The following is a 20509-nucleotide window of genomic DNA, read 5'->3' on the forward strand; positions in this document are numbered from 1 at the left end:
ACAAGCTGGCGGGAATCGTGCGCTCGACGGCACCCTTCGTGCCGCGCGTCGTTGTCGCCGGAGACCGGCGAACCACAGCAAGGTGACCCCCAATGGCTTACTATCTGGCAACGACCGTCAATCTGCCCTTTGACGATGCGCTCGCCCGCACCCGCGAGGCGCTGAAGGGGGAGGGCTTCGGCGTCATCACCGAGATCGACATACAGGAAACGCTGAAGAACAAGATCGGCGTCGACTTCCGCCGCTACCGCATCCTGGGCGCCTGCAACCCAAAGCTGGCCTACGAGGCCCTTCAGCTTGAGGACAGGGTCGGTACGATGCTGCCCTGCAATGTCGTTGTGCAGGAGGTTGCCGCTGGGCGCACAGAAGTGGCTGCGATCGATCCTGTCGCCTCGATGCAGGCGATCGAGAACACGCGCCTGCACCAGGCTGCCACAACCGTTCGGAGCAAGCTTGAGCGCGTGATAGGCAGCCTGGGGTGAGCCATCCCGATGGTCGAGAGCGCCACCGATCCTGAGTCTTCAGTAAAATGACTTGTTCGGTCACTCGGTTCGAACCAGCAGATCTGCTCGAACGGTCGTACCTGTCAGGGTCGGTCGACTTGGTTCATACCGAGGGGATGGGTCAGTTCGCGCTCAAGCGCGAAGGCAACGCCAGGTATCATTTCGCTCTAGAGCAGGCGTCCGCGTTCGGCAGCGTCGAGCGGCAAGGCAGCGCCCATAGCGGTCATGGACGGCATTCTCCCGTAGCGTCTGCTTTGCGCCCTCTATTCAGACGTTTGCGACCATCTTACGGTCTCTCGAAAGCGGTCGTGGCGTCTAAGCTGGCGGCCGCAGGTTCGAACCCTGCAGGGTGTGCCAGTATCCCTCTATTTCTCGCGTTAACTGGCATCGACGTCCCGCATCCAGGTAGTAAACAGGTGGTGCTTCAGCCAATGCCGAGCTTGCGCCCGACATGTCCGACAAGGGCGTGACGACGCGGTTCGCTCTCGACGATAAAGTGCACGCGTCCCTCGATCGGCGCGAGGTCGGTATGGTAGCTGAACGTGCGCTCGACCCCATGGGCATCGTTGAACTTGACGAGATCCATTCGGCTGCGGCTTTCCGGCCTGACGTTGAAGGGAAACATCGGGTGTGCCGTCTGCGCGACGCGCCACGTCGCGATCGCATGGTCAAGCCCCGACAGCTTGATCCAGACTTGGTCGAGCAGCGGGTCGCCAGCGAGGATCCCTTCGATTTGAGCGCGCGTCCGTGGAATAAATTCGAGATTGGGCAAAAGCTCGACCCGCTGTGCCCAGAGATCGACGCCATTATAAATCGGCGGCCGAAGATCGTCGCGCAGGCTCGCTTCGTGCGCCGCGACGTCGGCGGCAGCGCTCGCGTTGCGGGCGACAACTGACGATTCGGCAATGTCGCCATTGGCATCGAGTTCGAGCAGATCGAGCGCCACCTCGTGCGATTGCCAAAGGGCGTCGGAGGCAAGGCTGACGCCGAGACCCTTAAGCAGATGGGCAAGGCCGAGTGCCTTGGCGGGGCTCCCCGCCGAGATCGGCGCAGCTGCTGGGATCCTGTATTCGAACCCCTCGGGATCCGGGCCATCGGCCTCCGCCAGCACACGGCTGAGCGGCGCGCGATTATTGAGCGTTTTCAGATACTGGCTCTCTTCAACGCAGTCTCCGTCGTTGCGGATCATTGCGATCGTGAGGCCGGGACTGAGTGCCAGCTCATTGAGCGGCTGATCGCAATTCAAGATCAGGCGATCGTCAATGCCACGCGCTGCGCGGACCGTTTCAATCAGCCCTTTGAGATAGGCGACCGATTGCGCACGCGGCACGCCGGCGGTCGGCGCCGACAGATCATTGAGGAAGAGCTGGAGCGGCATCGCGGCTCAGTCGAGCAACCGGTCCAAGCTCTTCTCCCATTGGTCGAAGAAGCCGGCGGGCCAATAGGACAACCGGCCTTCCGAACTCAAAGCGGGGGTTTCATAGCTGCTGGCTTCGCCGGGATCACGCGTGAAGAAATGCAGCTTGGCCTGCCGCGGCGCGAGCAAGCCTTCCTTTACGGCGAGACGAATGCCGTTGAGCACATGGTCGCTATGGCTTTCGATGATCACCTGCACGTTGTTGGCCGCCGTCAGTGCAAGCAATCGCCCGATGGACGCCTGTCCACGCGGATGCAGCTGCGCCTCGGGATTCTCGACTACCAGCAGCGTGTTGGGTTCTGCGGCGAGGCATGCGACGACGACGGGAAGCGCGTGGGTGAGACCAAAACCGACATTGGTCGGGCGGAGCGGCTCACCGTATGCGGCGCCCTCGCCTTTGTAGGAGAAAACCAAACGAACGAGGTCGGTCATCGGGACCGGGACTGGTTCTACCCGGACACCCGGACTGAACTCCTGCATCCAGGCGTTGACCTGGGCGATGAGACTGCCTGCGCGCTGCTCGTGCGGCGACCGGACAATCTCCGCGGTGGTGATCTGCTCGCCAAACTCGAGAAGGAAGTGCGCGGTATATTCTCCCTTGGGTCCGAGAAACCGGTGCTGGCGGACTGCGTTCTGCGATTTCGGCGAAGTAACCGACGGTGTGATCCGGTCAGCCCGCAGGAACTGAAAGCCCTGATCGAACAGGTCGAGCAGTGGAAGCTCGCCCTGAGCAGGCTTGGCCGAGCAGGTGAGCACGTCGGCATCGGGGTCAGCTGCTGCCTGCCAGCGGTAGGAGACGGACTGACCTTGCCTGGTCTCGCCGAGCGAGATCGCAATCTCGGCGGCGTCGAAGCCCTGATACAGGACGTCACGGCCGGTGCCGATGTCGACCAGCTCGCCGTTGAGCGCGAGATCCCCATTGAGCAGGAAGCTCCCGTCGAACGATTGGCGCAGCACGCCAATCGCTTGCAGGACGGTGCTCTTGCCGCTGCCGTTAAGGCCCGACAGGAGCGTCAGGTTGCCGAGGCTAAGTTCGATGTCGTCGAACGCCTTGAAGTTTTCGAGGCCGATATAGTCAAGCATCCGCGAGTACCCCGGCGATCAGATCGCTGATGGCGGAAAACCGCCGATTGACCTTCCGGATATCACCCGTGCCCTGCGAGATCGCGCTCTCGAAGGAGCGATCATGGCAGAGCGCCATGAAGCCGTGCCGAAGCGCCTCGGCGCGCTGTTCTAGGGTCGCGAGCTGCGCATGCGTGAGTCGCGCCAGGCTGACCGAGAGGGCTTCGAAGACCGCCTTGTTTATCGGCAGCCGGGCAGCATCCTTCTCGAACCTCTTGCGGAAGGCGTCATGGCCGAAAATCTTCGAGGCGGTTTCCATCGCGCTAACGAAGTTGAACTGCATGACTGACAGTGCAGTCTCGTCAGTTTCGTTGATCGCCTTCATCGCTGTGATCAGAAACCCGTCCATGTCCGGTTGTTTGTAGCTTTCCAGCCCGAGCATGTAGAAAGCCGCGAAGCGCAGCACGAGTTCGCGATCGTCCATGCGAATGGGTCGGACGCTGCCGTCGGTGGCGTGGATGAACGAGGGCAGGCTGGCCCAGGTCTGAAGAAGATCTCGCGCCTTGCCGGGGGTGATGGCGTGACGCAGTTCCTGCGCGGACAGCGCCATGCCGCCAGTGTTGATCCGAGCGAAGATGTTGAACTTAACCTCGGGCGGCGTGCCCTTGCGGATCAAGTGGATGATCAGCTCGGTTTCGCGGAGCCGCATCTTGAGCCGCGAGCTGAGGCCCTCGAAGTCTTTGCCCTCATAATCGTGGAGATATTCGAGCCCGGTCAGGGTGAGTGGCTGGCCGCCGATGATCTGAGGCTTGATGAAGCGGGCGATGGTCGAGAGACGTTGGATCCCATCGACGATCTCCCAGCGTTCGTCCTCGTCCTCGGCGGCGTAGAGGACCGGCAATGGAATTCGTAGCAGCAGTGACTCGATCAGACGACTTTGACGCCGCGCATCCCACACGCCCCACCGTCGCTGAAAATCGGGCTGGAGATCGATCATCTCTGACTCGGTACGGGACAGAAGAAGATCGACTGTCATCGATCGCGTGACGACGTCGATATCGTCCGGGTCGAAAGGCTCCGCGATCTTTTCTCCTTCGTCCGGAGATGATTGTTCGACTTCAACGCCGGTGGCGTGACCCAACATATCAAGTTGCTCGACGACCGCTGACGCTTCCCCCATCACTTGTTCCCTAGACGCCTCTCAAGCCCTCGTAGGGGCCACCATATGCGATCGCGATGAAAAGGGCCAAGCGAACCAGATCGCTAGCATTTTTGTTCGGATCCTGCCCTCTATCAGACATGGTATCGTGCCGTTTCCATTAGATGCCACATGGCTCTGTCTCCGCCGCGCGCCGATCGACAATCATCTACCTTTCGCCCGGGCCCTCAAAAGTCGGCAGGCGAGCATCTGATCGCCCCATCGCGTGGCGAACGTCTCGGATATCTCGAACCAGCTTCCGTCGTTGCCGGCTCCGTGGTTGCGGCCCATGCAGGAGCATTGGCACTCGTGCCCGACCGCGTTGAGGCAGGCGGGAGAGCACTTCTCCTGCTCGCGGTAGGGCTGGATGACGTAGACGGCGCCGAAGGTCGCGAGCGCCCGTTCCACGAAGTCGTTGAACCAAGCTTTGGGTACCTCCCAGCAGCGCTTGCTGGCGATCCAGGCGGGCGAGGTGCGTCGGTCATTCTGCAGCCAAGACCGGTTTTTCTCCGCGTAGGGTAGACGTAGTCGCAGCAGCTCCCCCTTGCCAGCCCTGCGGAGGATAACTGGGATTTCCCGCTGGTTCCAAATATTGGTAAGTTGCTCTGCGTCCACCCGAGGGTCCCCAGGTCGGTTAATCGCCCTTGGTGTTCGTCCGGACGTTGAGCTTCCATCTGATCGTCCCTTGCGCGGCCGTATGCTGGTGGTGATTCTGCGGCGGGAAACGATCCGGGTCGTTGCAAGTGACTTCCTTGCCGCAACCAAGGCAACGATAGATGCCGGAGACCGGAACTTCGTCACCCGGCTTGTAGGTGGTCTTCCACCATTCCTTGTTGCCGTCGCTCTTTGTGAGCTTCGAGCTATCGATATACCAAGCCATTGTGTTGTTTCTCTTTTAGTTGATTGTGTATTCGCGCCACGGGATGGAGCGCAGCGGCACCGACGACATGAAACGCGCGATATCGGGACGGCCGTAGTAGGTCGGCCTGCCGCGACTATCCTGCGCCATGAGGACCACCGGGACGCCGAATACCGGCGCGAAGCCGTTTAGCGACCTTTGTGCCTCGGCCGTGTTCTGGATGACCTGCGGCCGGACGACGACGACGGCGAATGTCTGACCCTGCTCGCGGATAACCGCTCCTTGGACTCGCATTGTTGCCTCCCTTACGCCGCGGCCTTGTGGGCACGCTGGTTGATCCAGTCCCACGCCGCCTTGGGCAACCAGCCGTTGTAATCGCGCGTGATGCCGACAATGAGCATGTTGTCGTTCTTATCGACGTGCGGGGAGAGGCGATCCCAAACACCTTTGGCATTCAGGTTGGTATCGACGAGCCATGTCGAACCGAGATAGTGCCACCACGAGCCGCACCCCTTGATGGCCTCATGGAGGGCGTCGTAATTCTGCCCGGGGCGCTTCAAGTCGTAATTGATCGAGTAGATCATCTGAATTCTCCGTCACCTCTTCTCTGACACGCGGGGGATGGCGTCATTGAGTCCCTATGCGGAGGTATGCGGTCGCCTCGGACATCTTGTGGAAATGTCCGAGGCATGGAAGTCTTCCCGCATAGGTTAGGTGGAAGGAGCAGTCTTGGGTGAATCCCGCATCGGCCGCCAGCGTTCTGAGCCGAGACGAGATCGCCAGCGCAATTCGCGCGCTGTCGACCGCGGATTGGATTCGACTTCGTAAGGTCGCGGATCGCTATTCTCGAGGCAGGATCGAAGCCAATGATCTGCTGCAAGAGGCGTTTGCCCGAGCGCTCGATACGCGAACATGCCCCGCGCATGTGAGCGTAGTGAAATTTCTCGCCGAGGCGATCCGGAGCATCGCTGACGGTGTCGGGGAAAAGGTGGAAAACCGCCTTGTGCTTGTTCCCGTCGCCAAGACCGGTGGGGATGAGCCGGAGGCGTTCAACGTCCCCGATACGGACCCAGACTGCGAGACCCGCCTTATTGAGGCGGAAGCTGCGGAGACATTTCGCGGCGCAATGCTTGAACTATTTACGGATGATCCCGTTGCGCGGGACATCGTGGAAGGAACGATGGAGGGAATGGAAGCCGAAGAACTGCGTGAGCTTACCGGACTGGATATGAAAGGCTACGCCACCAAGCGTAGGCTGATCCGCCGCAGAATCGACAAAGCCTTCCCCGAAGGATGGAAGCCATGACCGGATCAAAGTACCCGGGCCGCAAGTCGATGGAGAATCTGTCCAAACTCTTGGCCGAGGACATCATGAGTGCCTCGGACGAGGATTTGCTGGCCGAGTTCACGGAATGCGGCGGTGACCCAAACGCGGAGGCCGAGCGCCTGCGAGCGCTATTTGAAGCCAGTATAGTGAAGGCGAATAAGTCTCGCCTCGCTGCGGCTAGAGCCGGAGCGGCGGCGAGCCGAAACGCGCCTCGTCTTAGTACGGCCTGCAGCCCTCACGATGCGAGGCAACGCCTTCGTTCGGTATTAAATCAGCCCGGAATTCCACAGCGATTGACCTTGGCGGCACGAAAAGAAAATGAGCTTTCGGATGCAGACGTATTGGGCATGCTGGATGACCTCCGAGACTTAGGCTTGCTACCCGACGAAGACGATCTCGCATGAGGTTGACGATTGCGGAGCGTCACCTTCAGGATCTGGGCATCACGGAACCCGAGGAAATCGACCTAGAAGCCATTGCTTTCGATGCCGGCGCACAATTGCGCTATCGCCCATTAGACGGTTGCGAAGCCCGCATCATCGGTCGTGACAATCAAGCCATTATCACAGTCAATTCGCGCGGATCGGATCGGCGCAAGCGCTATTCGGTCGCGCATGAACTCGGCCATTGGCATCATCACAGAGGCAAATGTCTGGTTTGTCGCGTTGAAGAAACCCGGCCGCAGACGGCTCTATCGCCTGAGCGTGTCGCGGATGGCTACGCGGCGGATCTCCTCATGCCCTGGTACTTGTTTAAGCCCAGAGCGCGGCAACAGCCTAAGTTCAATTTCGCGGCCGTGACTGCTCTCGCCGACATGTTCGACACCAGCCTGACGGCAACCGCCATACGTTTGGTTGAAAGCGAACACACTCCATCCCTTGTCATCTGCCACGGCCAAGGCGGCAGGAGGTGGTTTGCACGCTCACCGAGCGTGCCGGATCGATGGTTCCCGCGCGATACGCTAGACGCAGAAAGCTATGCGTTCGATATTCTGTTCGGGACCGCCAAGGATGACACCCAGCCCCATAAAATTGGCGCGGATGCTTGGTTTGATCGTTGGGACGCCGAGAAATACGAATTGACCGAACAATCGATACGTACTCGCACGAGTGAGATTTTAACGCTGATCCAGGTCACCGACACGCGCATGCTGGACTAGTCCGCAAGTCAGACCCATCCGCTTCGATAGTTTACCACTAACTCGTCGAGCGTCGGTAAGTTCGAACAGCAGCGGAGCGTCACGTTGCGCTCGCGGTGTTCGATCCCACGGGTATGATTGGTATGCAGCGCAGCGATGCCATCCAGCGCCTCTTGCGACAGAGGGCAGCGGCTGAGCGTCCGCATTTCCGCCCGCGCTCACCGAAAGCAGACCGTCCGCCATCGGCCGCAACTCTAGTCACTTTCGTAAACGTCGGCGAACCGCCGCGAAGGGCGCTGATCGGTCCATCCCAGGTCCGGAAGGCGAACGTCAGCTTCGATCAATTTGGAACCCGCGGCCGACAGCCGCGTCATTTTGGCCCGTTCGATTTGTTGCGGAATGGAGTGGCGGTGCTTGGCTTAGGCGCGGGATCCGCCGCGCTTTGGCGCGCGAAGTTCGAAATGCTGCGCTGTGATGTCCAAGTCCGTGGCCAATTGCACAAGCGCTCGCGAGGCACCCAGCCGCATCAGACCATCGCCGCCTTCCATGGACGAGCTGAGGGTTGCGCGACTTCGGGCCAGCCGTGCAACCGTTCGAAGCGTCTTGGGGTCCATCGTCGGCAAGATACGCCTGAAGGTGCTTGATTGCCAGCGCGCAACCCCGACCGACTCAGCTTATAGTGTCGCTTGGGCGGCGCGCGCGAACTTGGTTGCGTAGCGTCACCCCGCGACCGCAGGTCCGATCCATTCGACGTCGATCCTATCGAAGCCGGACCGAACGCCTTCGACAATGACTCTGCGGCCGGCCCGAGAGTGTGCTCCGGGATCCGTGTCGAGCGCCCAAACCCCGCCGTCGTCAATCTGCAGCACAAGGCCGCGCTCGGATGGCAGGAGGAGACCTTCCAGCCGGTAGCGTGTTCCAATCTCAGCGTTCATGCGGGTCATCGCAGCCGGCGATATCTGTATCGGCTTTGCTCTCGCAAGTCGGATCGTATTAGCGTTGCGTCATGCCTTCCGAACTCTCCCTGGCTGTCGTCGGAGCCGCGCACGCGAACGCGGATGGCAGCAATCGCCGCTTCGAAATCCTGCTATGCGCGCCTGGCGATCCAGTCGAGCTTCGCCCCGAACCGAGCAACAACGCGGACCCGCACGCGATCGCGGTCTTCTCCAGCCGCGGCGTGCAGATCGGCTATGTGACCGCGGAAAGGGCGCCATGGATCGGGAGCAAGATGTCGGCCGGCGCCGATCTTCGCGCCGTTTTTCAGCGCGCAATAGATTTCGGGGCGCTGGTCCGCGTGAATCTTGAAGGTGAGGACCCGATCCTGCCCAGTGCACGCAAACCGAGAGATGAGGCCAACAGAGAGCCGGACGAAAGCGGCTTCTGGCCCGACTATATCCCGCCGGACGACTAGATGCCGATCTCCCACGGTCTGGTTCGTCCGCCGTCCGGCTCCAGGCCGCGATCGGGCACCGGCTTTCGTGCCGGCGATGCTGAGGGGGGCGCGCCAGGGGAGGGCGGACGAACGCCGCCCGCCGTTTCCAAGGCCGAGGTCTTACCGCCAGGATTGCGGATCAGCTGCCGCTCGAGCGCGCTGGCGCGGTCCACGACAAGCGTGAGCGCATCCCGTAGACGAGTGACGGTCACCAGAAAGGTCTGCTGGTTGGCGAGCTTACGATCGCGCGTTTCCATGACAGCGATGCCGCGATCGGATGTCAGCCCCTGCGCCATGTGGGCGTTGAGGGCGTAAGCGAGGTCGAGCCGCGTCAGCATCGGATCGGCCTTGGACAGCTCAACCTTCACGCCGAGTGACGTTTCGACCGAGATGCCTTTGTCGCCGATCGCGGTGACGCGGGCTTGGTCGGCGTTGAACAGCCCGCGCTTGTGGTCATTCGCTGTCCATCGGATGCGATCGCCTTCGTGGATGGTGAGAGCTTTTCGCTCATAAAGCTGGAGCGGCGACCGCCCGTTCGGGCGCAGACGGTCCGGCCGGAACGATACTTCCCGCCCGCGCGACAGGCGCAGGTGCACCGCACCGGATTTCGGGTCGACGCGGGTCACCTCGGCGCGGGCGCGCGGCAGTCTCTGGGCGCGCTGTGCCCGCGAGATCTCAACGATCATGCCCGGCGCATAGCTGTGGGTATAGCGCAACTCCTCGTCGGTCATGCTGATCCGGTCGAGCACGTCCAGATCGAGCCTGCCGGGCCCAAGCTCGCCGTGGTCGATGAGACCCGCCTGCACAGCGGCGTTGGCCTCGCCGCGTAAGCGCCGCCCGGAGGCATAGATCGCGGTGCGGGCGCGCTCGTCGGCACCGAGCGCCAGCCAGCGCTCCGCCGCTTCCTGCGCACCGCGACCGGGCGCCTCGATCGTGAACGGCGCGAGCGCGTCCATTGCGCGCTCGACATTGCCGATCTGGGCGGCAGCAGCCGCAACCTTGATCGCCTCGCCGCGAGCGCGCAGGTTCTGCGCCATGTGCGCTGTCGGCGCGCCGGCCTGCTGCATGACGGAAAATGGCTTGCCTGCGTCGACGGCGCCAAGCTGCCGGGCATCGCCAACGAACGCCATCCGGCCGACCCCAAGCCTGTTCGCAAGCGTGACAAGCTTTAGCTGGTCGCTGTTGGACAGCATCGACGCTTCGTCGACCAGAATGGCCGCGCCTTTCAGTGACGGCGCGTCCAGCGGGAGCCGCCCATCCCCGCCCTCAAGCAGCGCTTCGTACCGTTTCAGGAAACGTGCGACGGTCATCGACGGGACGCCGGTTTCGCGCTGGAGCATCTGGACGAGCGTGTTCTGGACGGCGAGACCGAGCACCTGCTGACTCCGTTCTTCGATCAGCCGCGCGGCCGGGGCAAGCATGCTGCTCTTGCCGGCCCCCGCGACGCCCTGGATCGCGATGATCCGGTCGGGGGACCCCAACAACATCGCGCCCGCGGAGAGCTGGCCGGGGTTGAGCGTGATCCCGATGCTCGCTTCGGCCTTGGTCTTTAGTAGCGCAGCGGCGTCCGTGCGGGGCAGGAACTGGCCGCCTTGGTCGCGGCCCGCCTCGACCTCGCGGAGCATGCGCTGCTCGGTCGCGATCGCCTGGGCTGTGGTCATCATCTCGGCGCCGCGCGCGCTGCCCATGACGAGCTGCTTGCCGCGAATAAGCGAAGAGATGCGGCTCTCGATGTCGGCGATGCTGGCGGGCAAGCCGGTGTCGAGCGCGGCCTTGTAGATGTCGGTGCGCTTGAACGCCGCCTCGCGCTGCCCGAGGTGTCGCAGCCCCGAAGCGACCGCATGCGCGGCCGCGATCTTATCGGGGGCAAGCCGATGCAGGCCGCGCGGCAGATACGGGTCGCGAGCTTCGAGCCCCAGTCGTTCGCTAAGCGCGACGACTGCGCCCTTGATGCCGCGGCTCATGGCGTCCGCCGCGATCCCGAGCCGCTGCCAGGGCGAGGGTGGCTGCGTTGCTCTCGCTTCGGCGGAAGCGAGGATCGCCGGCAGGTCGATCCCGGCGCTCGCCGCGGCTTCCCGCCAGCCCTGGTAAAGGGCATCGCGATCAGCGACTGGCGCCTTGTCGGTCCGGGTCATGAGCGTCGCAGCCGCGAAAGCCTCGGGCGTGCGCGCGCGCATCTCGCCGACTTTGGCGAGGATCTGCTGACGCCTGGTACTGAAGGCCAGAATAATAGCGCGCGGGATGCCCGCCGCTTCGAAATTGCCGTGCTTGCCGCGCTCGCCGATTTCGTAGCCGAGCACCTGCACCTTCTGGCGAAAGCTCGACATGGCGATCGCGTTCAGCAGCGTGTTCAACGACCAGAGCTTCTCGTTATGGAGCGCGCGCCATTTGCCGTCGGGCCCTTGGGTGACGTTCGCGACCACCGCGTGCAGATGCGCCTGTGGCTCCTGTTCGCGGCTGGTGTCGTGCTCGAAGAGAGCGACGGCGAGGTTGCCGGTGGCAACGATCCGCTCCTTTCCCTTCACCTCCAATCGCGTCTCGGCGGCATTGGCTTCAGCCCAGGCCAGCGTCTCCTTCACGGCCGCACGGTAGGCCTCAATAATCCGCCGATCGCCGCCGACCAGGGCGAGCAATGACCAGCTTTTCGGAAGCGAGAAAGTCAGGTCGATGCCGGCCCGGTGGCGTCCCGCAGTGCCGACACGCGAGCCATCCGGAAGCTCGCCGCGGAGCAGCGCCTCGAAGCTGTCCTTGTCGACGGGCCCCTTCAGGCCGAGCGCCGCCGCGCCCTTGCCGACCCATTCGCCCGACTGCTCGGCTTCGGCGGCTGCATAGTAATTGTCGGCCGCGAAATAGCCGGCGGCGCCCTTCGCCGACCGGACCGTCGCGACCGACAACATGGCGGACTAAAACCCGAGATCGGGATCGTCGGGGACGCGGTCCTCGGGCGGCGCGATGCCATCCTTCAGCTCCCGCACGCTCTGGTTTTCCGGCTCGGGTGTCAGCGGCACGATCTTAGCCACGTTTTGGCCGGGCAATATCGGACTTCGGCCTTCCGGGTCCGCGGAAGTGGGCGGGCCTGGGCGGGGCAAGGTGCTGTTCACGCGAGCCATGCCGGGATTAAGCTCCGCGTTCGGCGGTTGATCAGTTGGCGAGCGGGGCGACCCTTCCGCCGGGCGTCGTATGTCTGCCGGACCAACCACCGGCGGCTCGTGCGGGATATTTTGGCCGGGCTCTCTGCTCATCGACGACAGGCGATCGAAGAGAGGCAATTCGTCCAGATCTCGAGCGCGCGCCGGTCCCTCCGGCTTGCTTGCCGCCGGCCCGGGACCTTGGTCATTCGAGGTCGCATCGGTGCCTGGCAGCGCATCACCTTCTGCGGTTTCCGTTGCCCTGTGATCGGGTGAAGGGAGGGGTGTGACTGATCGTGCGATGAACGGCTCGGCGACCGTGGGATAGCTGCGGTAGTGGAGCCGAATGGGCGCTGCCGGAAAGCCATCCGGGAACTTCAGATAGCCCTGCAGGCTCGGCAGATTCATCAGCTGATCGGGGAGCAGCAGTGGTTCGATCTGGCGGCGCGGCGTCAGACTGACGGCATCACGAGCGTTGTTGTACCCGTAACTGAAGCCCTCCTCCATCTTCTGATATTGGCGGTGTCCGATGAAGTCCGAACACCAGGTCGCGGACTCACGGTCGGCGGTTGCAAGAACGAGCTTGGTGCGGGCGAGGGCGGCCAGGGTCATCGCCATGTTGTCGCCATAGGTCTCCTTGAGCTTGGCATAGGCGTGGACGCCCGCGACGATCGCGCCGCCATAGTTGCGCGCCGTCTGCAGGCCCTTCTCGATCGCGGGCAGGCGGTGCAGCGCGCCCAACTCGTCGAACAGGAACCATAGCCTGCAGTCGGTGCTGCGCGGCCCGGCCATCAGCGTGTTCATCGCCGTATCCATCCAGACCGTCAGCAGCCGAGACGCGATGGGCATGTCCACGTAGCGCGATGACACGAACAGGATCGCGCCCGGGGCGCTCTCGCCGGCCACCCAGCGTCGCACCGAGAACGGCGTGCCGCTGGTCGGCAGCATCCCCAGCGCCTTCGCATTGGCGTTGAACACGGCCCGGATCGATTCAGCCATACGCGCCGCTTCTGGGGCGGTCAGCGGGTCGGCGACGGTCCCTTCCATCAGCTTGTGAACATGCGCGAGGCTCGCCGTCATCAGTTCGGCGGAAAGCGCGGCATTGGTGGCGCGGCCTTCGTGGATCAGTTTCAGGCACATCTCGACGAACAGCATGCGCGCGGCGAGCACCCAGAATTGCTCGGCGCCACCGCCATCGTGCGGCACCAAGGCTTCGGCGGCTGCCGTCAGCGATGCTTCGTCGGTGCAATCCTCGAACACCGACCACATCGGACAGCGGGCATCGAGCGGGTTTAAAATGGTATCCCGCTCAGGATCGTAGAACGCCTCGATGAAGGCGCCGGTGAGGTCGAACACGACCGCCCGGGCGTCGCGCGCGCGGAGCTGGGCGAGCAACTCGCGAAGCGCCACCGTCTTGCCGGTGCCGGTGGTGCCGATCAGCATCGCGTGGCTCTGCTCGAGGCGCCATGGGAAGGGCACGCCGGCGAGCGTATAGGGTTCGTACAGACCGGCGGCGCGGCGCTCCGCGACGGACGCAAAGCGCCAGGACGGACCAAGAGCGCGCCTATATTCCTGCGCGCGCTGGACGCGATTGTGGGCATCGATTTCGGCGACCAAGTCGGGCAGTTCGGCGAGCGTGGCGCCGCGCTCGTGTCTGCTCTCCTTCGAGCGCCGCCCGAACCATGCCGCGAACCACGCAAAGGCTGCACAGGCGGGCACCGAGATGATGGCGGCGAGAGTCCCGCCAGCCCGAACGGCCGCCATCAGTTTGGCCCAGGCGGCGAGCACCAGCGGGTGGCCCGACAGGGCAGAGATCGCCATCTGGATGTGAGCGCCCGACGCGAGTTCGAGGTTGACGCGCTTGGCGGGATCGAACTCGAACCAGCCATAGATCCAGGCATAGATCCGCATCCAGCAGAGGTAGCTTTCATGGTTGGAGAGGGTCGCCGACGCTCGCCACCAGATCAGGCCCGAAAAGATCGTGAGCGTGACCAGCGCGGGGCCTTTCAGGCCGGCTGCGAACATGAAGCCGAAATGCCCGAGCAGCTGGCTGCCGCGGGTGAAGTTGGTCAGCTCATGCCGCATCGGTCAGGCCCTCCTCGGCAAGGCGGGCGCGCCAGATTTTGAGAATGCGCTGGCGGAGTTCCGGGTCGGGATGTGCCTGCAACAACCCGTCCAGCGCGATCGTCTGAAAGAGCAGGTTCTGGCGCAGCTCGGCCGGATTGCCGCGGCCATAAAGATCGGCCAGCACCAGCTGACGGACCGCCGCGGCGATGGTTAGATCGCGCGCGCGGACGCGTTCGGCGAAAGCGCGACTGACGTCTTCAGTGACGTAGCAGGCAAGTTGAAATCGGCGAGACATGACACGCACCTGATGATCAGGGGCGTGGTGGGCACTGCGCAAGGCATGTGGAACATATATAGAACATCGAAGCTGTGCAAGGGAGCTTCGCGCGGACGCAAATGCTCTATGTCGGCCAGCGGACAGACTTCCCGCGTTTGGTCGCCTAAGCTAAGTGTCTGGCGACAAAGCACAGGACATGTCGAACTCGGCCGAGGTCTCGACAAAGCGGGGAGCGAGATTGGCCGACTTACCTGACGACCGCGCGTCCGATCACGCCCACTCGTACTGGCGCGAGCCCGTGCGCGTTAGCGACCTGCTGGGCGAAGCGGACGCCGCGGCGCTTGACGGTGAGTTCGCGCGGTTCGCGGAGTTCCTTCCGACGCTATGCTGGATCGCGCGGGGTGATGGCTACATCGTCTGGTATAACAAACGATGGCACGACTATTGCGGGACCCGCCCCGAGCAAATGGAAGGTTGGGGTTGGCAGATCGTCCACGATCCGGAGCTTCTGCCGCCTGTGATGGAGCGCTGGACAAACTCGATCGCCGCTGGTCGGCCCTTTGAAATGGTGTTTCCGTTGCGCGGCGCCGACGGAATCTTCCGGCCCTTTTTAACCCGCATCGTTCCGGTGCGAGACGCGAGCGGCGGGATCGTCCGCTGGTTCGGCGTGAACACCGAAGTCGGCGCCCAGATCAGGGCCGAGCAGGCCCTTCAGGATAGCGAGGCGAGATTCGACGTCCTGACGGATGCAATGCCCCAGATGGTCTGGTCGACGCTGCCCGACGGCTATCACGACTATTACAATGCGCAGTGGTACGCTTTCACCGGTGCGCCGGCCGGCGCGACCGATGGAGAGGGATGGAACGACATGTTTCATCCGGACGATCGGGCGCGCGCATGGGCCCTTTGGCGTCACTGTCTTGCAACCGGCGAGCCCTACGAAATCGAGTATCGGTTGCGCCACTACTCCGGCGACTATCGCTGGGTGCTTGGACGCGCTTTGCCGGTGCGCAGCCCTGACGGCGAGATCACGCGCTGGATCGGGACATGCACCGACATCGACGAAGCCAAGAGAGCGGCGGAGCGCAACGAGCTGCTCAGTCGCGAGCTCAGTCACCGCATCAAGAACATATTCGCGGTGATCTCGGGCCTGGTAAACCTGACTGGCCGTCGCTCCGCCGAGCTCAAGCCCGTGATGAACGAGCTGCTCGGGCGTATTGCGGCGCTCGGGCGGGCGCATGAGTTTGCGCGTCCTCACAGCCCGCAATCGGCACCCGAACTTGGCGAGACGACCCTGCACGGCCTATTGGCTGAACTGCTGAAGCCCTATGCCGACGCTGGCTCGGAACGCGTTGCGATCCGCGGCGTGAACGCGATTGTCGACGATAAGGGTGCAACGCCGATCGCGCTGGTTGTCCATGAACTTGCCACCAACTCAGCCAAATATGGCGCACTGTCGGTGAATGAGGGAGGAGTCATTGTCGACATTGCTGAGGACGGGGAGCGGCTGGAACTGGTGTGGACCGAACAAGGCGGACCGCCGGTCACCGGTGCGCCGGACCATGTGGGCTTCGGCACGCAACTCGCCGAACTCAGCGTGGCGCGTCAGCTTGGAGGAGAACTCCGAAAGGAGTGGCGTCGCGAAGGTCTAAAGGTGAAGATTAGGGTCAAGTCCAGCCGTCTGCGCCGCGATCCCTGAGCCTCAGTTTGGGCCTCGAATAGCCGCCATTGTGCGGGCGATCTGCGCCTCGTTCCAAGGCTTGCTGACCACGCCCACTAGTCCCTCGAACGGCTCTCCGGCTTGCCCGGGATTGGCGGTCAGGATCAGCACTTTCGTACCGTAGCGGTTGGCCAAGTCGCGCGCGATCTCGGGGCCGGTCAGGCCGTCGCGCAGGTTCAGGTCGACAAAAGCCAGATCCGGCCGGGTCTCCGCCAACTCTAGCGCCGACTGGCCATCGGGCGCGATTCCAACCACCTCGCAACCTAGTTCCTCGACGGCGGACTCCAGGTGGAGCGCAGCGAAGATTTCGTCTTCCACGATCAGAACTTTCATAGGGCCATCGACGTCAGACAGTTGTGGTCGGCAGAACGCGACGGGAGCCCATTTTATCCAGACTAATAGTCTTTCTTGCGAGGTGAGGTCGCAGGAGGTGTGGTTGTCGGAGTAACGCTGAGCGCCCGCTGGGGAGTTGGTGGTCACACAATCCTCTTAGGCGAAGCTGGCGGCGCAGCGAGCCGTACAATCCTGAAGTTTACGCGCCTAAGCATCAACTTGCGGCTGACCCCCATCGGTGGTCAGCTGATGGGCATTGACCATAGCAGCAGCAGATGGTGGTCAGCTCGGAAAATGGCGGATTTCCGACGAAAACACCCGCGGCTCGCCGCGTAAGGTGTGCCTCCTTTTTCCAAGCTGAGACGAGGTGCGTGGGTGAAGGATCGGGTCCGATGCTCGGGGGTCGTGATCGGGCTTCCGGCGGGATCCGACGCGGCCTGAGAGGGCGTGATTGGCTGTCCGCATCGCGCGGCTTCGCCGGAACCCTGCCACGTTCCGTTCGGTCTTTGACGTCAAAGGGGAGTCACGACGTCAAGGGCTCCCAAAATGTGGGGAGTTCTTGTCCTTCAGACCGGGCCAGGAGCAGTCCCGGCTAGGTCTCTTTTTGGCCTCGGCGAGCACGAAATGGGGGAGGGGCTGGGCGCCCCTCCGTCCTCAAAATTCGTCGACGCGACCCGCCGGTATCGTCATCACGATCCGGTCGACCAGGTCCTGCATCAGCGTCTCGTAGCTGCCCTCGTCCGCCACCCAGTATTGCGCGTCGTCCATGCGGATGATGTGCTGGTCGAAGTAGCTGTGGGCGGCCCGGGTTTGGGCGTTTGCCACGGCTTCCAGATACCGTGCGTGCTCGTCCGCCGTATAGTGCTCTGCGTTCAAGGTGCTGATCGGCGCCAGGTAAGTCATCTCCGTCTCCTTCAAAGCCAAGTGAAAGACGGAAGCGTCGGGACAGCGTGAGCAGTCGGGGGTCAGGGATCGCGTGGCACACGCGACCGCGTCAGCGGCGATGGGGGTCACGATTTTGCCGGCCCGGCGCCGACGTCGCCGGCGTCCACCGACCCTCGCTGGCCGGCAAAATGGTGGGGCCCCGTCGTCCTTGAGGCCCGGCTGATCGCGCTGTCATTCTGGGCTTAGTTGAGCGAGCAGAAAGGCTCATTCAGCGCGGGCTCGATGCCCGCGCTGAATGACTGTTTCCCCCAACCGAGCAGCTCCGCCAGCATTGGTCTGCGATCACCGGAAGAGTCTCGCGCTCAACCGGCGTAGGGTCGCGCATGGTGCGAGGTGGTCGCCGTCGCACCGTTGTTGGCCGGCAAATCGAAGCCAAATATGAGGTCCGATTAAGGCTTTTGCGGCCCTGAGCGAAGTCTGCTTGCATCATTCGATCGCCGCATGATGATGAGCATCGGAAGGGGCTCCCCGACACCCTCGGAGCCGCAATGACAAAACGGAAACAGACCGCGATCGAGGCGCTCGACGCCTTCGAACGCGAGCAAGAGGAGAGGGCAAAGCGGCAGGACGAGCTGCGTCGCGCAGCCGCGTTGCAGCTTGGCTTTGTGGTGCTGAAGGAGGGCGGCGGTCGGCTGAGCGATGAAGCGCTTCGCGCGTGCATAAAAGCTGCTGTCTCGAGCTTGCTCGCGCCGGCTGAAGCGGCTGCAGGGAAGGGGGCCGGCCGTGGCTGATCCGGAACCCAGCGAGGTCGGCGAGATCGCCGCGGTCATGGCAGATCCGGCCGCGAGCTACTGGCTCAAGGAGGCCATAACCTCAGCCCTCGATCGCGACGTTTTCGATGCCGAGCGCGATGCGCTCCTGCTCGCGCGCCTGCTCACCAAACGGCTCGACGCGATCGTCGCCCGGCACTTCGAAACCAGGAACACATGAAAAGAGCCCCGGCGGTCAGAGCCGCCGGGGCTGACAGTGTCGGATCAGAAGGGTACGTCGTCGTCGAGCTCGAGATCGCCCTGCGGCTTGGCGGCCGACTTGCCGCGGCTGAGGAACTGGACTTCCTCGGCGATGATCTCGCAGCCGTACCGCTCGACGCCGTCCTTGTCGGTCCATTTCGAGTAGTGAAGCCGGCCGCGAACGCCGATCAGCATGCCCTTGGTCGCGTGCTCGGCGACGGTCTTGCCGAGGCCGTTGAAGCAGGTGATCCGGTGCCACTCGGTGTCCTGGACGGTGTAGCCCGTCGCGGCGTCCTTCATCACCTTGCCTTCGCTGTCGCGCTTCGGCCGGCTGGTGCCCATGCTGAGCGTGGTGATCGTGGTCTCGCCGCGGGTGTTGCGGGTTTCGGGATCGGCGCCGAGATTGCCGATCAGCAGCACGGTGTTCTTCATCGATAGTCTCCTCAAATGCCGGCGGGACCGTCCCGGTCGACAAACCCCGTCCATGGCGAGGAGGGGCAGGAGAGCACCGAGGAGCGAAGCGAAGAGGGGAACCTGAGCGCCTGGCTGGCGCGGGCCGCCCGAAGGGCAACACGGGCCTGGCGCGACGGTTGCTCCATGGCCCCCGAGCCATAGGGGTGATCAGGTCGACACGGGGACGAGTTCCGCCGCTTAGAGAGATGTCCAGAAAGCTGATGCTGCTCGCTGGCAAGCGCGCAACCCGGGGGCACCGCCCGGGGTTCAGCGGCCGACACATGGGAGCTCGACATGGACCTGGCGCCGGAAGTCAGCGGCAAAGTGGTTGTGATAACCGGGGCGAGCAGCGGCCTCGGTGAAGCGGCAGCGCGGCTGCTAGGGCAACTCGGCGCGAAGCTGGTGCTCGCCGCACGAAGGCGCGATCGGCTAGAGTCCCTCGCCGCTGAACTGGGCGGATCGGGCAGAGCGCTCGCGGTCGAGATTGATGTCGCCGATCGGAGTCAGGTGCAGCAACTGGTCGACCGCACCGTGGTCGAGTTCGGCCGCGTCGACGTGATGATCAACAATGCCGGCCTGATGCCGTTGTCGCCGCTTGATCGGCTGAAGATCGACGACTGGGATCGGATGATTGACGTCAACATCAAGGGCGTGCTGTACGGGATCGCGGCCGCCTATGCCGTCATGCAGCGGCAGAAGTCTGGGCACATCATCAACGTCGCCTCGGTGGCCGGCCACAAAGTGCGGCCGGGCAGCGAAGTCTATTCGGCTACGAAGCATGCGGTGCGTGTGATTTCGGAAGGGTTCCGGCAGGAAGCAAAGCCGTTCGGCATCCGCACGACGATCATCTCGCCCGGCGCGGTCGCGACCGAGCTGCCCGACAGCATCACCGAGCCGGACATCGCCGAGAACGCGCGGCGAATGTACCAGGGCGCGATCCCGGCGGACTCGTTCGCCCGCGCGGTCGCGTTCGCGATCGGCCAGCCCGCCGACATCGACATCAACGAGATCCTGTTTCGCCCGACGACCCAGGAATATTGATCCGGTGCAGGAGAAAGGCCGGGTCGCAGGCGACCCGGCCAAGCCGTCAGGCGGGCGCAGCCTGACGGGCATTGAGCTTCGGATTTGTGCCGAGCGGACCCCGGCGGTCGACGACGCTCATGCGGCGCTCTTTTGCCTGGATGACAAGCCGTTCGAGGACGCCATTGCCGGGAAAGGCGACGACGAAGCGGGGATTGAGCGACAGCATTTGGTCGTTGCGCTTGAACCCGGCGCGCTGGCCGAGACGGGTGTCGAGGCCGAAGGCGATCTGCGGGATCTTGCGGCTTTCCGCCCAGGAGCCGGCCAGTCGGTCGGCGCCTTTGCTGTCGCCGCCATGGACGAGCACCATTTCGGCGACATGTGTGGATCGGCGTGGAAAAAGGACCCCGGTAGCGGGGTGATCGGCGTCGAAAAAAGACCCCTCATCCCGGTGGTCTAGGCTGCACGCTTGGCGGTGTGTCAGGCGGCGAGATCGGGATGTTGGTATTGGAGACGGTGTTGAGGATCCGACGCGAGCACGCGTCGGGGAAGGCCATCAAGGCGATAGCGCGCGACCTGCATCTGTCGCGTGGTGTGGTGCGTAAGGCGGTTCGGGCGCCGGAGGCGGACATGGCCTACCGGCGAGAGGTTCAGCCGTTACCGAAGTTGGGACCGTTCCA

The 20509-nt window shown here is 63.4% G+C and carries 23 protein-coding genes and 2 pseudogenes; 10 read left to right on the plus strand and 15 right to left on the minus strand.

Annotated features, from left to right (window positions below):
• Positions 1-92: 92 nt before the first annotated feature.
• Positions 93-482 carry a DUF302 domain-containing protein gene (locus tag HJG53_RS16780; RefSeq protein ID WP_171132368.1) on the plus strand — a complete coding sequence of 130 codons (390 nt, stop codon included), beginning with the start codon at positions 93-95 and terminating at the stop codon, positions 480-482.
• A gap of 445 nt (positions 483-927) precedes the next feature.
• Here HJG53_RS16780 and HJG53_RS16785 read toward each other — a convergent pair whose 3' ends face one another.
• From HJG53_RS16785 to HJG53_RS16815, 7 genes are all read right to left on the minus strand, one after another.
• Positions 928-1881, minus strand: a complete 954-nt coding sequence (locus HJG53_RS16785) for a hypothetical protein (RefSeq protein ID WP_171132370.1) — start codon at positions 1879-1881, stop codon at positions 928-930.
• 6 nt (positions 1882-1887) lie between these two features.
• Positions 1888-3003 carry a DUF3696 domain-containing protein gene (locus HJG53_RS16790; RefSeq protein ID WP_171132372.1) on the minus strand — a complete coding sequence of 372 codons (1116 nt, stop codon included), beginning with the start codon at positions 3001-3003 and terminating at the stop codon, positions 1888-1890.
• Positions 2996-4162, minus strand: coding sequence for a DUF262 domain-containing protein (locus HJG53_RS16795; protein ID WP_171132374.1), 1167 nt, complete (start codon positions 4160-4162; stop codon positions 2996-2998). The genes HJG53_RS16790 and HJG53_RS16795 overlap by 8 nt, the downstream gene beginning before the upstream one ends.
• A gap of 183 nt (positions 4163-4345) precedes the next feature.
• On the minus strand, positions 4346-4795 hold the full coding sequence (locus HJG53_RS16800) for a hypothetical protein (protein WP_171132375.1): 450 nt from the start codon (positions 4793-4795) through the stop codon (positions 4346-4348).
• A gap of 19 nt (positions 4796-4814) precedes the next feature.
• Positions 4815-5060 carry a protein L gene (locus tag HJG53_RS16805; protein WP_171132377.1) on the minus strand — a complete coding sequence of 82 codons (246 nt, stop codon included), beginning with the start codon at positions 5058-5060 and terminating at the stop codon, positions 4815-4817.
• 15 nt (positions 5061-5075) lie between these two features.
• Positions 5076-5333 carry a hypothetical protein gene (locus tag HJG53_RS16810; protein WP_171132379.1) on the minus strand — a complete coding sequence of 86 codons (258 nt, stop codon included), beginning with the start codon at positions 5331-5333 and terminating at the stop codon, positions 5076-5078.
• Positions 5334-5344: 11 nt separating this feature from the next.
• A complete protein-coding gene (locus tag HJG53_RS16815) occupies positions 5345-5623 on the minus strand; it encodes a hypothetical protein (protein WP_171132381.1) in 279 nt (92 codons plus the stop codon).
• A 149-nt stretch (positions 5624-5772) separates the two neighbouring features.
• On the opposite strand from HJG53_RS16815, the gene HJG53_RS16820 reads away from it, so the two are divergent.
• Genes HJG53_RS16820 through HJG53_RS16830 form a run of 3 tightly spaced genes read left to right on the plus strand, consistent with a single transcriptional unit; the run spans position 5773 to position 7525 of the window.
• Positions 5773-6345: a hypothetical protein gene (locus HJG53_RS16820; protein ID WP_171132383.1), complete on the plus strand. Its 573-nt coding sequence runs from the start codon at positions 5773-5775 to the stop codon at positions 6343-6345.
• Entirely contained in the window at positions 6342-6770 is a 429-nt protein-coding gene (locus HJG53_RS16825) for a hypothetical protein (protein WP_171132332.1), read from the plus strand. The genes HJG53_RS16820 and HJG53_RS16825 overlap by 4 nt, the downstream gene beginning before the upstream one ends.
• Positions 6767-7525: an ImmA/IrrE family metallo-endopeptidase gene (locus HJG53_RS16830; RefSeq protein ID WP_171132385.1), complete on the plus strand. Its 759-nt coding sequence runs from the start codon at positions 6767-6769 to the stop codon at positions 7523-7525. Before HJG53_RS16825 ends, HJG53_RS16830 begins: the two co-directional genes overlap by 4 nt.
• 698 nt (positions 7526-8223) lie before the next feature.
• Here HJG53_RS16830 and HJG53_RS19220 read toward each other — a convergent pair.
• A complete protein-coding gene (locus HJG53_RS19220) occupies positions 8224-8448 on the minus strand; it encodes a DUF5818 domain-containing protein (protein ID WP_368039598.1) in 225 nt (74 codons plus the stop codon).
• Between the two features lie 62 nt (positions 8449-8510).
• Between HJG53_RS19220 and HJG53_RS16835 the strand changes: the two genes are divergently transcribed.
• The gene (locus HJG53_RS16835; protein ID WP_171132387.1) at positions 8511-8915 is read left to right on the plus strand and encodes an HIRAN domain-containing protein; all 405 of its coding nucleotides are present in this window, start codon (positions 8511-8513) and stop codon (positions 8913-8915) included.
• Here HJG53_RS16835 and mobF read toward each other — a convergent pair.
• The 3 genes from mobF to HJG53_RS16850 are packed head-to-tail and all read right to left on the minus strand — an operon-like array spanning position 8912 to position 14426.
• Positions 8912-11833, minus strand: a complete 2922-nt coding sequence (gene mobF / locus HJG53_RS16840) for a MobF family relaxase (protein ID WP_171132389.1) — start codon at positions 11831-11833, stop codon at positions 8912-8914. The genes HJG53_RS16835 and mobF overlap by 4 nt on opposite strands.
• 6 nt (positions 11834-11839) lie before the next feature.
• A complete protein-coding gene (locus HJG53_RS16845; RefSeq protein WP_171132391.1) occupies positions 11840-14149 on the minus strand; it encodes a type IV secretion system DNA-binding domain-containing protein in 2310 nt (769 codons plus the stop codon).
• Positions 14139-14426: a hypothetical protein gene (locus HJG53_RS16850; protein WP_171132393.1), complete on the minus strand. Its 288-nt coding sequence runs from the start codon at positions 14424-14426 to the stop codon at positions 14139-14141. The genes HJG53_RS16845 and HJG53_RS16850 overlap by 11 nt, the downstream gene beginning before the upstream one ends.
• Positions 14427-14646: 220 nt before the next feature.
• Here HJG53_RS16850 and HJG53_RS16855 point away from each other — a divergent pair, with 220 nt between their 5' ends.
• Entirely contained in the window at positions 14647-16107 is a 1461-nt protein-coding gene (locus HJG53_RS16855; RefSeq protein ID WP_171132395.1) for a sensor histidine kinase, read from the plus strand.
• A 3-nt stretch (positions 16108-16110) separates the two neighbouring features.
• On the opposite strand, the gene HJG53_RS16860 is transcribed toward HJG53_RS16855, so the two are convergent.
• Together HJG53_RS16860 and HJG53_RS16865 are read right to left on the minus strand one after the other, a co-directional pair.
• On the minus strand, positions 16111-16461 hold the full coding sequence (locus HJG53_RS16860; protein WP_171132397.1) for a response regulator: 351 nt from the start codon (positions 16459-16461) through the stop codon (positions 16111-16113).
• Positions 16462-17115: 654 nt separating this feature from the next.
• Complete coding sequence (locus HJG53_RS16865; RefSeq protein WP_254447844.1) at positions 17116-17364, minus strand: hypothetical protein; 249 nt, start codon at positions 17362-17364, stop codon at positions 17116-17118.
• A 530-nt stretch (positions 17365-17894) separates the two neighbouring features.
• Here HJG53_RS16865 and HJG53_RS16870 point away from each other — a divergent pair.
• Together HJG53_RS16870 and HJG53_RS16875 are read left to right on the plus strand one after the other, a co-directional pair.
• Positions 17895-18137, plus strand: coding sequence for a DUF6437 family protein (locus HJG53_RS16870; protein ID WP_171132399.1), 243 nt, complete (start codon positions 17895-17897; stop codon positions 18135-18137).
• Positions 18130-18336 carry a hypothetical protein gene (locus HJG53_RS16875; RefSeq protein WP_171132401.1) on the plus strand — a complete coding sequence of 69 codons (207 nt, stop codon included), beginning with the start codon at positions 18130-18132 and terminating at the stop codon, positions 18334-18336. Before HJG53_RS16870 ends, HJG53_RS16875 begins: the two co-directional genes overlap by 8 nt.
• 44 nt (positions 18337-18380) lie before the next feature.
• Here the strand turns inward: HJG53_RS16875 and HJG53_RS16880 are convergent, their stop codons facing one another.
• Complete coding sequence (locus HJG53_RS16880) at positions 18381-18788, minus strand: single-stranded DNA-binding protein (protein ID WP_171132403.1); 408 nt, start codon at positions 18786-18788, stop codon at positions 18381-18383.
• A gap of 315 nt (positions 18789-19103) precedes the next feature.
• Between HJG53_RS16880 and HJG53_RS16885 the strand changes: the two genes are divergently transcribed.
• Positions 19104-19850: an SDR family oxidoreductase gene (locus HJG53_RS16885; protein WP_217352914.1), complete on the plus strand. Its 747-nt coding sequence runs from the start codon at positions 19104-19106 to the stop codon at positions 19848-19850.
• A gap of 46 nt (positions 19851-19896) precedes the next feature.
• On the opposite strand, the pseudogene HJG53_RS16890 reads toward HJG53_RS16885, so the two are convergent.
• Positions 19897-20208 (minus strand): annotated as a pseudogene (locus HJG53_RS16890) (SLOG family protein); the annotation flags it as partial.
• Between the two features lie 119 nt (positions 20209-20327).
• Here HJG53_RS16890 and HJG53_RS18430 point away from each other — a divergent pair.
• A pseudogene (locus HJG53_RS18430) lies at positions 20328-20509 on the plus strand (IS21 family transposase); the annotation flags it as partial.

It is taken from the genome of Sphingomonas sp. ID1715, assembly GCF_013044515.1.
GTDB lineage: Bacteria > Pseudomonadota > Alphaproteobacteria > Sphingomonadales > Sphingomonadaceae > Sphingomonas_B.